Annotated in this window: 9 protein-coding genes and 1 tRNA gene; 3 read left to right on the top strand and 7 right to left on the bottom strand. The window is 71.5% G+C overall.

The genetic code is table 11. The annotated features are described in order from the left end of the window. Positions 1–157: 157 nt before the first annotated feature. From rho to ACF089_RS00495, 7 genes are all read right to left on the bottom strand, one after another. Positions 158–2224 (bottom strand): transcription termination factor Rho, encoded by a 2067-nt coding sequence (rho, locus tag ACF089_RS00525; protein WP_392019837.1) that lies wholly within the window; start codon positions 2222–2224, stop codon positions 158–160. A gap of 580 nt (positions 2225–2804) precedes the next feature. Further along, the gene (gene thrB, locus ACF089_RS00520; protein WP_392019835.1) at positions 2805–3758 is read right to left on the bottom strand and encodes a homoserine kinase; all 954 of its coding nucleotides are present in this window, start codon (positions 3756–3758) and stop codon (positions 2805–2807) included. A 509-nt stretch (positions 3759–4267) separates the two neighbouring features. Then, positions 4268–5338 (bottom strand): threonine synthase, encoded by a 1071-nt coding sequence (gene thrC, locus ACF089_RS00515; RefSeq protein ID WP_392019832.1) that lies wholly within the window; start codon positions 5336–5338, stop codon positions 4268–4270. A gap of 7 nt (positions 5339–5345) precedes the next feature. Beyond that, entirely contained in the window at positions 5346–6647 is a 1302-nt protein-coding gene (locus ACF089_RS00510) for a homoserine dehydrogenase (RefSeq protein ID WP_392019830.1), read from the bottom strand. A gap of 96 nt (positions 6648–6743) precedes the next feature. Beyond that, positions 6744–8135, bottom strand: coding sequence for a diaminopimelate decarboxylase (lysA, locus tag ACF089_RS00505; RefSeq protein ID WP_392019827.1), 1392 nt, complete (start codon positions 8133–8135; stop codon positions 6744–6746). 10 nt (positions 8136–8145) lie between these two features. After that, positions 8146–9288 carry an ArgS-related anticodon-binding protein NrtL gene (gene nrtL / locus ACF089_RS00500; protein ID WP_392019826.1) on the bottom strand — a complete coding sequence of 381 codons (1143 nt, stop codon included), beginning with the start codon at positions 9286–9288 and terminating at the stop codon, positions 8146–8148. Between the two features lie 55 nt (positions 9289–9343). Beyond that, positions 9344–9778 (bottom strand): response regulator, encoded by a 435-nt coding sequence (locus tag ACF089_RS00495; RefSeq protein ID WP_392019825.1) that lies wholly within the window; start codon positions 9776–9778, stop codon positions 9344–9346. 199 nt (positions 9779–9977) lie between these two features. Here ACF089_RS00495 and ACF089_RS00490 point away from each other — a divergent pair. The 3 genes from ACF089_RS00490 to ACF089_RS00480 all read left to right on the top strand — a co-directional run bounded on the left by ACF089_RS00490 (position 9978) and on the right by ACF089_RS00480 (position 11470). Then, a tRNA-Arg gene (locus ACF089_RS00490) sits at positions 9978–10049 on the top strand. Between the two features lie 750 nt (positions 10050–10799). Continuing rightward, the gene (locus tag ACF089_RS00485) at positions 10800–11060 is read left to right on the top strand and encodes a CopG family transcriptional regulator (RefSeq protein ID WP_392019822.1); all 261 of its coding nucleotides are present in this window, start codon (positions 10800–10802) and stop codon (positions 11058–11060) included. After that, positions 11057–11470: a PIN domain-containing protein gene (locus tag ACF089_RS00480; protein ID WP_392019819.1), complete on the top strand. Its 414-nt coding sequence runs from the start codon at positions 11057–11059 to the stop codon at positions 11468–11470. Before ACF089_RS00485 ends, ACF089_RS00480 begins: the two co-directional genes overlap by 4 nt. The last annotated feature ends 91 nt before the right edge of the window (positions 11471–11561 follow it).

The following is an 11561-nucleotide window of genomic DNA, read 5'->3' as shown; positions in this document are numbered from 1 at the left end:
TCTGAGGTGATCGATCGTATGTGCCCATCCACCGCGCTGACCAGCGGGGGGACGCTCCCGGCGGGAAATGAGACCGCCCCGTCACCTGAGAGGTGACGGGGCGGTGCCGCTGCGCGGCCCTGTGCTCAGCCGGCGAAGCGCCGGTGATGACAGAGCGTCAGTCGTTGGATCCGGAAGGCGTGGTCTTCTGGATCTGCAGCAGGAACTCGGCGTTCGACTTCGTCTGCTTCATCTTGTCGAGCAGCAGCTCGATCGCCTGCTGCTGGTCGAGCGCGTGCAGCACCCGGCGCAGCTTCCAGACGATGGCCAGCTCGTCGCTGCCGAGCAGGATCTCCTCCTTGCGGGTGCTGGACGCGTCGACGTCCACCGCGGGGAAGATGCGCTTGTCGGAGAGCTTCCGGTCGAGCTTGAGCTCCATGTTGCCGGTGCCCTTGAACTCCTCGAAGATCACCTCGTCCATGCGCGAGCCGGTGTCGACCAGCGCGGTGGCCAGGATGGTCAGCGAGCCGCCGTCCTCGATGTTGCGCGCGGCGCCGAAGAAGCGCTTCGGCGGGTAGAGCGCGGTCGAGTCGACACCACCGGACAGGATGCGTCCGGAGGCGGGGGCCGCGAGGTTGTACGCACGGCCCAGACGGGTGATCGAGTCCAGCAGGACGACCACGTCGTGGCCCAGCTCCACCAGGCGCTTGGCGCGCTCGATGGCCAGTTCCGCGACGGTGGTGTGGTCCTCGGCCGGGCGGTCGAAGGTCGAGGAGATGACCTCGCCCTTCACCGACCGCTGCATGTCGGTGACCTCTTCCGGACGCTCGTCGACGAGGACGACCATCAGGTGGCACTCGGGGCTGTTGACCGTGATCGCGTTGGCGATCGCCTGGAGGATCATGGTCTTGCCGGTCTTCGGCGGGGCCACGATCAGACCGCGCTGGCCCTTGCCGATCGGCGACACGAGGTCGATGATCCGCGTGGTCAGCACGCCCGGGTCGGTCTCCAGCCGGAGCCGGTCCTGCGGGTAGAGCGGGGTGAGCTTGTTGAACTCCGGGCGGCCGCGGCCCGATTCGGCTGCCATGCCGTTCGCGGAGTCCAGACGCACCAGCGCGTTGAACTTCTCGCGGCGCTCGCCGTCCTTGGGCTGGCGGACCGCGCCGGTGACGTGGTCGCCCTTGCGCAGGCCGTTCTTGCGGACCTGGGCGAGGGAGACGTACACGTCGTTGGGGCCCGGGAGGTAGCCCGAGGTGCGGATGAACGCGTAGTTGTCGAGGATGTCCAGGATGCCCGCGACGGGGATCAGAACGTCGTCCTCGGAGACCTGCGGCTCGCTGGTGGTGAACTCGTCACGGCCACGACGGCCGCGGCGGTCGCGGTAGCGGCCGCGACGGCCCCGGCGGCCGCCGTCGAAGTCGTCGTCGTCCTGCTGCTGCTGGCTGCCGCCGCCCTGCTGCTGACGCTGGCCGCCCTGCTGCTGACGCTGACCGCTCGGCTGGTCGTCGCCCTTGCCCCGGCGGTCCCGGTCGCGGTCGCCGCGCTCACGCTCACCGCGCTCGCCCCCGCGCTCACGGTCGCCGCGCTCGCCGCGGTCGCGCTGGCGCTCCCGGCGGTCGCCGCGCTGACCGCGCTCGCGGCGGCCCTCGCCGTCCTGCGCGGAGGCGGAGACGGCGGCCTCGGCCTTGGCGTCCGGCTGGGCCTCGGCCTTCTCCTTGACGTCGACGGACGCCTCGGTCCTGGCCTCGGCCTGGACCTCGGGGCTGCCCGCCTGCGCGGTGGCGCGGCGACGGCGGCGCTCTCCGGCCGGCTGGTCGTCGCTGGCCGGCTGCCCGGGGATGTCGATCTGCTGCTGGGCGGCGGCCTTCTCGGCGGCCGGGGCGGGCTCGGCGGCGGCCGGCTCGCTCGTCCGCGCCTTGGCGGCGGTGCGGCGCTTGGGCTTGGTCTCGGCCTCGGCGGTCTTGGCGGCGGCTCCCGCCGTCGCGGCCTTGGCGGGGGCGGCGGCTCCGCCGCCGGCCTGCGCCTCCTTGATGACCTCGATCAGCTGGCTCTTGCGCATCCGCGCGGTGCCCCTGATGCCGAGGCCGGACGCGACCTGCTGCAGCTCGGCCAGGACCATGCCGTCGAGGCCGGTGCCGGAACGGCGGCGCCGTGAGGTGGTGCCGGAGGCAGCACCTGCGGCGGGCGCGGAGGTGTCGACGCTGTTGTCGGCGCTCACGCCCATCAGATCGGTGGTGTCGCTCACGAAGGGTCCTTCCCTGGAGCGGACGTCGGCCTTCTGGCTCGGCGACCGGTTGTGCTGTCCGACGGCGGTCTCTCTGTGACGGACCGTGTCGGGGCGGTGGTCCCCGCCGGATGTGGTGCGGCGGAGAGTCAGATACATGCAAGTCCGGCCCGAGGTCCCCCTGCTCGGCCCGCTTGTGTGGCGGAGCGGGAGGTGTCGTGCCGGTTCCGGAGCGTGCTCGAAACTGCTCAGGCAGGCTGCTCAGGCAGTTGGGGAGGCTCCCGGAAGAATTGGTGGTCCCGAATCGGGACACGAAGCGCCGAGCCGTAAAGGCTTGGGCTGCAACTTGAGGTTAACACTACCGGCTCCAACAAACATTCCCCCTCTCCATCACCGGCAATCTCGTGTCACTGCGAATCACCGCGCATCGCTGCGCATCGGTACGTATCACCGGGTCGCGCCGGGCGCCGGAAGGAGTGCGTCCGACCGGGTCGCCCCGTTACCGCGCATACGTGCGGCCCGGTTCTCGCGCATACGTGCCGTTCTCTCCCCGCGCATATCCGTCTCCCCGCGCGAATGTCTCCCTCCGCGCATATTCCGTCTACCGGGCGGGCGCGTCGCCGTACGGCGCGGTACCGGCCGGGGCGAGCGGCAGTACGCTCGCGCCGCGGGTGTCGAAGGCGAGCCGGTTGGCCGCCCATCCCTCGCCGGCCAGCCGCGCGACCTTGTCGGCCGCGCTCTCCTCCGCCAGGGCGAGCACGGTGGGGCCCGCGCCGGAGATGACCGCCGGGACGCCGTCGGCGCGCAGTCGATGGACAAGGTCGACGCTCTGCGGCATCGCCGGGGCGCGGTACTCCTGGTGGAGCCGGTCCTCCGTGGCGGGCAGCAGCAGCTCGGGACGCCTGGTCAGAGCCTCGACGAGCAAGGCGGCGCGACCGGCGTTCGCGGCGGCGTCCACATGGGGGACGGTACGCGGCAGCAGTCCGCGGGCCGTCTCCGTGAGCACCGGCTTCTCGGGTACGAAAACCACTGGAACGACGGATTCGGCGGGCTCCATCCTGATGGCGCGCGCGGCTCCCGAATCGGTCCAGGCGAGGGTGAATCCGCCCAGCAGACAGGCGGCGACATTGTCGGGGTGTCCCTCGATCTCGGTGGCCAGCTCCAGCAGGGCCGTGTCGTCCAGCCGGGCGTCGCCCCCTATGGTCACCGCGCGGGCGGCGACGATTCCGGCGCAGATGGCCGCCGACGACGAGCCGAGGCCCCGGCCGTGCGGGATGCGGTTGGCGCAGACGACCTCCAGCCCGCGCGGCTGCCCGCCGAGCAGGTCGAAGGCGGTACGGAGGGACCGTACGAGCAGGTGGTTCTCGTCGCGGGGCAGCGTGGACGCGCCCTCACCGGCGATGTCGATGTGCAGACCGGAGTCCGCGACCCGGACGACGACGTCGTCGTAGAGCCCCAGCGACAGCCCGAGGGCGTCGAAGCCCGGGCCGAGATTGGCGCTGGTGGCGGGCACGCGCACTCGGACGGCGGCGGCGCGGAACGCTGGACCGGCCATCGCTCGAAGACACTCCTTGGTTCTGACTGCGCTTGATGCCGTGGGTACTGGTGGGTACTGGCTGCGCTGGTGCTGGGCGTTCTGACGAAGACGTTCTGATGCTGATGTTCTGCGGGTCGGCGTTCGACGGCGAGACGTTGACGACTGCGGAGGGTTCCGGCTGCGGGAGGTTCCGGCTCTGTGGACGCGGGATCTGGGGGTTTTCGAGGGGAACGCACACCCGGGGGCCATCACGGCGGCCGCGCCGCGGCATATGCGGCGGGGCGGTTCGGGTACAGCCTATCGAAGGAAGGTTCTGCGGCGACATAGGGCGCACAGGAGGCGCACGATGCGTGTCGCGAGCCTCCTGTGCCTCGACGTGCGCCGTTGCCCCGCTTGGCGCGGTTTTCACCGGGGTAGGGGCCCTCGGCCCCGGCGGGCGGGGCCGAACGCGGGGGCGGGGGCACTCCGCGCGGAACGCGGCGTACCCCCGGTCCGGCCCGCTCCGGGGCGCGGCCCCGGGACGGCCGTTACGCCAGGCCCAGCCGCTCGGCCGCCGAGACCGCGTCCACCGGGACGGTGACCGGCTGCGGGGCGCCCGCGACGGCCCAGTCCGGGTCCTTCAGGCCGTTTCCGGTGACCGTGCAGACGATCCGCTGGCCCGGGTCCACCTTGCCCGCCTCGGCGGCCTTGAGCAGACCGGCGACGGAGGCGGCGGAGGCGGGCTCCACGAAGACGCCCTCCTGGGAGGCCAACAGCCGGTAGGCGCGCAGGATCTCACGGTCCGTCACCTCGTCGATGAAGCCGCCCGACTCGTCCCGCGCGGCCAGCGCCTGCTGCCAGGAGGCCGGATTGCCGATCCGGATGGCGGTCGCGATGGTCGAGGGGTCCTTGACCACCTCGCCGCGGACGATCGGCGCGGAGCCGGAGGCCTGGAAGCCCCACATCCGCGGGGTGCGGGTGGCGAGGCCGTCGGCCGCGTACTCCCGGTACCCCCTCCAGTACGCCGTGATATTGCCGGCGTTGCCGACCGGCAGCACATGAATGTCGGGGGCGTCGCCGAGGGCGTCGACGATTTCGAAGGAGGCGGTCTTCTGGCCTTCGATCCGGTAGGGATTCACCGAATTGACCAGGGCGACCGGATAGTTCTCGGACAGACTTCTGGCCAGATTCAGACAGTCGTCGAAATTGCCGTCGACCTGGAGAATCTTCGATCCGTAGACCAGCGCCTGGCCCATCTTGCCCAGCGCGATCTTGCCCTGCGGCACCAGGACCGCGCAGACCATCCCGGCCCGCACCGCGTAGGCGGCGGCCGAGGCGGAGGTGTTGCCGGTGGAGGCGCAGATGACGGCCTGCGCGCCCTCCTCCTTGGCCCGGGTGATCGCCATGGTCATGCCGCGGTCCTTGAAGGACCCGGTGGGGTTGGCGCCCTCGACCTTGAGATGCACCTCACAGCCCGTGCGCTCGGAGAGGACCTGAGCGGGGACGAGGGGCGTACCGCCCTCGCCGAGGGTGACGACGGGCGTCGTCTCCGTGACCGGCAGACGGTCCCGGTACTCCTCGATGATGCCGCGCCACTGATGGGTGCCCTGGCTGGTCATGGGTCCTTTACTCCCCTTCAACACGCATGATGCTGGCGACACCGCGCACGGTGTCGAGCTCGCGCAGCGCCTCGACGGTCCCGGAGAGGGCCGCGTCGAGCGCGCGGTGGGTGACGACCACGAGCGATGCCTCGCCGTCGCCATCTGGTCGACCTTGCTGGCGCACCGTGTCGATCGATACGCCGTGCTCGGCGAAGACCGTCGCGACCTGGGCGAGTACGCCAGGCTTGTCGGCCACGTCGAGACTGATGTGGTACCGCGTGACCACGTCGCCCATGGGGCTCACGGGCAACCGGCTGTACGCGGACTCGCCCGGCCCGGTGGACCCGGCGAGCTTGTTCCGGCAGACGGCGACGAGGTCGCCGAGGACCGCGGACGCGGTGGGCGAGCCGCCCGCGCCGGGGCCGTAGAACATCAGCTGTCCGGCGGCCTCGGCCTCCACGAAGACGGCGTTGTACGCCTCGCGGACGGAGGCCAGCGGGTGGCTGAGCGGGATCATCGCGGGGTGCACCCTGGCCGTGACGGACTTGCCGTCGGCGGCGCGCTCGCAGATCGCGAGCAGCTTGACGGTGCAGCCCATGCGGCGGGCGGAGGCCATGTCGGCGGCGGTGACCTCGGTGAGGCCCTCGCGGTGGACGTCGTCGAGGCGGACCCGGGTGTGGAAGGCGATCCCGGCCAGGATGGCGGCCTTGGCGGCGGCGTCGAAGCCCTCGACGTCGGCGGTGGGGTCGGCCTCCGCGTAGCCGAGCGCGGTCGCCTCGTCCAGCGCCTCGGAGTAGCCGGCGCCGGAGTTGTCCATCCGGTCGAGGATGAAGTTCGTGGTGCCGTTGACGATGCCGAGGACCCGGTTGACCTTGTCGCCGGCGAGGGACTCCCGCAGCGGCCTGATCAGCGGGATCGCCCCGGCGACGGCGGCCTCGAAGTAGAGGTCGCGGCCGTGCTGCTCGGCGGCGGCGTAGAGGGTCGTGCCGTCCTCGGCGAGCAGCGCCTTGTTGGCGGAGACCACGGACGCGCCGTGCTCGAAGGCGGTGGTGATGAGGGTGCGGGCGGGCTCGATGCCGCCGATGACCTCGATGACGACGTCGATGTCGCCGCGTTTGACGAGCGCGGTGGCGTCGGTGGTGATGAGCGCCGGATCGATCCCCTCGCGGACCTTGGAGGGCCGCCGTACGGCCACTCCCGCCAGCTCCACGGGCGCGCCGATGCGGGCGGCGAGGTCGTCGGCGTGCGTCGTCATGATGCGCGCCACCTCTGAGCCGACCACTCCACAGCCCAGCAGCGCCACCTTCAGCGGACGCGTACGCATCATCCGACCTCGCTTCTCATGACTTCCAGGATGGGACCAGTCTCACCTACCGGACGAGAGTTTCTGTCCCCCGTCCGGCATGCGAGACATCTATCTCACTTAACCGACGTCCAGACGCAGGAGATCTTCCTCCGTCTCGCGTCGGACGATCACTCGCGCCGACCCGTCCGCCACGGCCACGACGGGCGGCCTCAGCGCGTGGTTGTAGTTGCTGGCCATGGAGCGGCAGTACGCGCCGGTCGCGGGCACGGCGATCAGGTCGCCGGGCGCGAGGTCGGCGGGGAGGAAGGCGTCCTTGACCACGATGTCGCCGCTCTCGCAGTGCTTGCCGACGACCCGGGAGAGCATGGGCTCGGCGTCGGAGACCCGGGAGACCAGGGCGACGCTGTACACGGCGTCGTACAGCGCGGTGCGGATGTTGTCGGACATGCCGCCGTCGACGCTGACGTAGGTGCGCAGCCCGTCCAGGGGCTTGATCGTGCCGACCTCGTAGAGCGTGAAGGCGCTGGGGCCGACGATGGCGCGGCCGGGCTCGACGGAGATGCGCGGCGTGCGCAGCCCCGCGGCGGAGCACTCCCGGGTGACGATCTCATTGAGCGCCTTGGCGATGTGATGCGCCTCACGCGGGTCGTCGTCGGGGGTGTACGCGATGCCGAGGCCGCCGCCGAGGTCGATCTCGGGCAGTTCGACGCCGTGCTCGTCGCGGATCTCCTTCAGCAGCCCTATGACGCGGTGGGCGGCGACTTCAAAGCCGGAGGTGTCGAAGATCTGGGAGCCGATGTGCGAGTGGACGCCGACGAGTTCCAGCGCGTCGAGGCCGAGGATGCGGCGCGCGGCCTCGGCGGCCTGCCCGCCGGCGAGCGGGATGCCGAACTTCTGGTCCTCGTGCGCGGTGGCGATGAACTCGTGGGTGTGGGCCTCCACGCCGACGGTGACGCGCAGCAGGACGCGCTGGCGGCGGCCGAGGCTCTGGGCGATGTGGGCGACGCGGGCGATCTCCAGGAAGGAGTCGAGCACGATCCGGCCGACACCGGCCCGGATCGCGCGCTCGATCTCCCCGGCGGACTTGTTGTTGCCGTGGTAGGCGATGTTCTCGGGCGGCATCCCGGCGTCGAGGGCGGTGGTCAGCTCGCCGCCGGAGCAGACGTCGAGATTGAGCCCCTCCTCGTGGAGCCAGCGGACCACGGCCCGGCTGAGGAACGCCTTTCCGGCGTAGAAGACGTCGGCCTCGGCGCCGAAGGCCTCGGCCCAGGAGCGGCAGCGGGACCGGAAGTCGGCCTCGTCCAGGAAGTAGGCGGGGGTGCCGAACTCCTCGGCCAGCCGGGTGACTTCCAGACCGCCGACGGTGGCGACCCCGGCCTCGTTCCGGGTCACGGTCCGCGCCCAGACCTTGCCGTCGAGGCGGTTGAGGTCGGCGGGCGGCGCCGAGTAGTGGCCCTCCTGGAGGACGTCGGCGTAGCGGGGCCCGGCGGGGTGGGCGGAACGGCTCATGGTGTCTCTCTCACAGATGTTCGGGTGCGCTGACGCCGAGCAGGGACAGGCCGCCGGCCAGCACCGTCCCGGCGGCTTCGGCGATCGCCAGCCGGGAGCGGTGGGCGGCCGTGGGTTTCTCGTCGCCGATGGGCAGCACGGTGTGCTGGAGGCCGAGCACGGCGTCGGCGGTGGATTCCAGGTGCCGGGCGAGCCGGTCGGGCGCGCGGAGGCGGGCCGCGGAGGCGAGAACGCCGGGGTAGTCCGCGATCAGGCCGGTCAGCGGGGTGTCGACGTACTCCCCGGGCTCGGCGGCGAAGCCGAGCAGCCGCGCGCCCCGGGTGAGGGCGCGGGTGCGGGAGTGGGCGTACCGGACCGTGAAGAGAGGATTGCTCTCGTGCTGGCGCAGCAGCTCCGGCCCGATCCGCGGGCGGTCGTGGGCCGCGACGGAGAGCATCGCCCAGCGGACGGCGTCGGCTCCGAGGGCGGGGTCGTACGGGGGGGCGGGGGCGGGGCGGGCGTCGGCGTGGGGATCGGCCTGGGGGTCGGCCGGGGCGGCGGCCCGGGCGTCGGCGTGCGCGGCGGTCCGGGCGGCGGCGGTCTGGGTGCGCCGCAGGCGGTCGACGGTGAGGTTCCAGAGGCGGGCGCGGGGTTCTTCGGCGCTGTCGGCGCCGGGTCCGGCTTCGGGTGCGCGTCGGGCCGCGGCTGCGGGTCCGACTTCGGGTCCGACTTCGGGTCCGGCCACGGCTTCCGGTCCGGCTGCGGCGTCCGGTCCGGCTTCGGGTCTGACTTCGGCTGCCCGGTGGGATTCGTGGGTCCGGTGGGCCGCGGCCGGCTGCCCGTATCCCGGTCCCTGCTCCAGCACCGTACGGATCAGGGCCCGCTGCGCGCCCTCCGCCAGGGTGATGTTGAGGAAGCCGGGTCCGGTGATCTCGACGGCGGCGATGGCCGGATTCCGTCCGATCCGCTCCTTCAGCGTCTCCGCGACCGCCCGGGGCGGCCGCCCGGCCGCTCCGGCGAGCCGGAGGGCGACATTGGTGGCGTAGTCCCCGCAGCCCCCGGGGCCGGGCCGCTCGACCGAGACGCTCTCGGGAGCGGGCGCCGGAAGCACACCGTCCTCCACCGCACGGCACACGGCGTGCAGCACGGTACGGGAGAGCTCTGCGGGCGTCACGGGACAAGCGTAGGCGAGGAGGGGGGGCGCTTCGCGAACCCGTTTCGCCATACGGTCAGCCGCGGGTGCTCCCCGCGCGTCCCGCACCGTGTCTGCCGTCCAGCGACGGCGGGCCCTCCCGGCTCATCAGCTGCGCCACCAGACGGACCAGCGCGGCCGGTTCGAAGGGCTTGCCCAGGAAGGCGTCGACCCCGGCGGCGAGGCCGCTCTCGACCTCGTGCTGCGTACAGGCGCTGATGATCGCCACCGGCAGATGGCACGTGTCCGGATCGGACCGCAGCCGGGCGGCGGTGCGTATCCCGTCGAGCCGGGGCATCACCACGTCCAGGGTGATCACATCGGGGCGCACCTGTCCGACGACCTCCAGGCACTCGACACCGTCAGCCGCGGTCACGACCTCGAAGCCCTCCAGCTCAAGGTTGACCCTGATCAATTGCCGGATGACTCGGTTGTCATCGACAACGAGCACCCGGCCGAGCGCGCCTGACACAACTCGAGAGTAGGTCCCTCGCCTCGGCCGCGTCCGGGTTTTGCCCACTTCCACCCCCTGCGAGCGCCCCCGCACGCCCCCCGCGCCGCCGCCCCCGACGACGGCCCCGGCCTCGAAATACCTGTTCACGGACACCCTGCGGGAGCTGGTAGTGTTCTACCCGTCACCGAGCAGGGCAGCAGCCCGGCGGTGACAGTGCGCCCCCGTAGCTCAGGGGATAGAGCAACGGCCTCCGGAGCCGTGTGCGCAGGTTCGAATCCTGCCGGGGGCACTTCGGATTAAGGCTCTGACCAGCAGAAATGCCGGTCAGAGCCTTTTTTGTGCGTGGCGGAACAGCAACGGCTCACTTGACCGCGTGCAAGGGGCTGCCATCAGGCTGCTGACCAGCGGTTTCATCGAATTCCGAGGCGGAGTGAACGAGTCCGCCACCCGCGAAGAGATCCATCTCGGATTCTGCGGGATACCCGCGGGATGCAGGTCGGCGAGGGCCCCTTCCCCGCTACGCCGTGACCTGCGATTTCCGCCTCTCGCGACACCAATGCCCTTTGCCTGAAGGCCGTTTGCCTCTCTGCGGCCACAGGCGTCACGAAGCGTCGGTCAGCCAGCAAGCCGCACCAGCAGAGCCTTTCGGTTCCCGGGCCACGAGGAGGGCGGAGGCCGGCGCGGCCCAGTCCTCGGCTTCACGGAGGAGATCAGTCGCCCCCATCGCGCCCTCTTCTGCCAGGAGTTGCCCTGGTTGCCGCTACTGCTCGACCAGTACGACATGCGCCGCGTATCCACCTTTCGACCCATGGGCGCAGCCACGGGCACTCGGTCAGGCCCTTCTCGGCCACGACAAGGCGGCTCTGGGTGTAACGCCACAGCGACAGAGGGCCGGTGCGGCACGCCCTGGCCTCTTCATGGCGTTCCCAGGCATCAGCGTCGTCTCCGTCCGCGGGACATCACCCTTGCGGAAGACGGACCACCGCCCCGACAAATACCGCGCCCACAAGGTTGGAGCATCAGAGGTAGGATAGGTGGCATGGGCGAACCTACCAGTAAGTATTCGATCACCATGCCGCGCGATATCGCCGAGGCCGCCAAGGCCCGCAGCGGCCCCTCCGGACTTTCCGCCTATGTGGCCGCCGCTGTCGCCCGGCAGATCGAGCGCGACAACCTCAACGAGATCATCCAGGTCGCCGAAGCCGAGCACGGGCCCATCAGCGATGAGGAGATCCAGGCGGTGCGTGACCAGCTCCACCACGCACGAAACCAGCAGCGGGGCGGAGCGAACGCCGCGTGACCCGCTCCCCCGCCGCCCCCGGCGGCACGCTCGTGCTCGACAGCGAAGGACTGGCCAAGGCGGTCCTCCGTGACCGGACGGTCACGACCTGGCTGGCCCTGGCCAGGACCGACGACCTCCGCGTGATCACTTCCGCGGCCACCCTGGTGGAGGTCGTCCACCCCCGGATCAACCGCCCCGCCCTGGAGTGGACCCTCTCCCGCATCGTGGTGGAACCGGTCACCGAGGCCATCGCCCGCCACGCGGCGGCCCTCCTCGCGGACGCCGGCCTTCACGGGCACAAGTACGCCATCGACGCCATGCTCAGCGCCACGGCCCTCGCCGCACCCGGGCCGACCACCATCCTGACCTCCGATCCCGACGACCTGTCGGCGCTCTGCCGCGGACGGGCGACCGTCATCCAGGTCTGACCGCTTCCGTGGGCCGCGTCCGGCCCACCTGGGCATGAGAGCGTCGGCACTCGGCCCGACGCGGATCTCGGACGAGCTTGGCGACCCAGCC

The sequence above is a fragment of the Streptomyces sp. NPDC014894 genome (assembly GCF_043080985.1).
Lineage (GTDB): Bacteria > Actinomycetota > Actinomycetes > Streptomycetales > Streptomycetaceae > Streptomyces.
This window is presented reverse-complemented; position numbering and strand designations above follow the sequence as displayed.

Excerpts from the sequence above, each read along its gene's own strand:
- lysA (WP_392019827.1), bottom strand. The coding sequence starts at position 8,135 with ATGAGCCGTTCCGCCCACCCCGCCGGGCCCCGCTACGCCGACGTCCTC.
- ACF089_RS00510 (WP_392019830.1), bottom strand. The coding sequence starts at position 6,647 with ATGATGCGTACGCGTCCGCTGAAGGTGGCGCTGCTGGGCTGTGGAGTG.
- ACF089_RS00485 (WP_392019822.1), top strand. The coding sequence starts at position 10,800 with ATGGGCGAACCTACCAGTAAGTATTCGATCACCATGCCGCGCGATATC.
- thrC (WP_392019832.1), bottom strand. The coding sequence starts at position 5,338 with ATGACCAGCCAGGGCACCCATCAGTGGCGCGGCATCATCGAGGAGTAC.
- thrB (WP_392019835.1), bottom strand. The coding sequence starts at position 3,758 with ATGGCCGGTCCAGCGTTCCGCGCCGCCGCCGTCCGAGTGCGCGTGCCC.